Origin of the sequence: Nocardia sp. NPDC049190, from assembly GCF_040648115.1 — a bacterium.
GTDB lineage: Bacteria > Actinomycetota > Actinomycetes > Mycobacteriales > Mycobacteriaceae > Nocardia.
On record NZ_JBEZDE010000008.1, the window covers coordinates 193,162 to 193,569 of the forward strand.

Below are 408 nucleotides of genomic sequence, written 5' to 3' on the forward strand. Positions count from 1 at the left end.
CAGACCGCCGGGCGTCGCATCCCGCTGCGACAGGTTCGGCGCCGGCTGACGCTGCGGCAAACCCGTCGCTCCCCGCTCACGCTGCGGCAAGCCATTCGATCCCGGCTGACGCTGCGGCAGGCCACTGGCACCCGGCTCCCGCTGCGGCAAACCACCCGAGACCGACTCCCGCTGCGGCAAACCACCCGAGACCGACTCCCGCTGCGGCAAACCACCCGAGACCGACTCCCGCTGCGGCAAACCACCCGACGCCGACTCCCGCTGCGGCAAACCACCCGACGCCGACTCCCGCTGCGGCAAACCACCCGAGACCGACTCCCGCTGCGGCAAACCACCCGACGCCGACTCCCGCTGCGGCAAACCACCCGAGACCGACTCCCGCTGCGGCAAACCACCCGACGCCGACTC

At 72.3% G+C, this 408-nt stretch carries 1 pseudogene; it reads right to left on the reverse strand.

The annotated features are described in order from the left end of the window. Nucleotides 1–408: pseudogene (locus AB0B25_RS10245) on the reverse strand (histidine kinase); the annotation flags it as partial.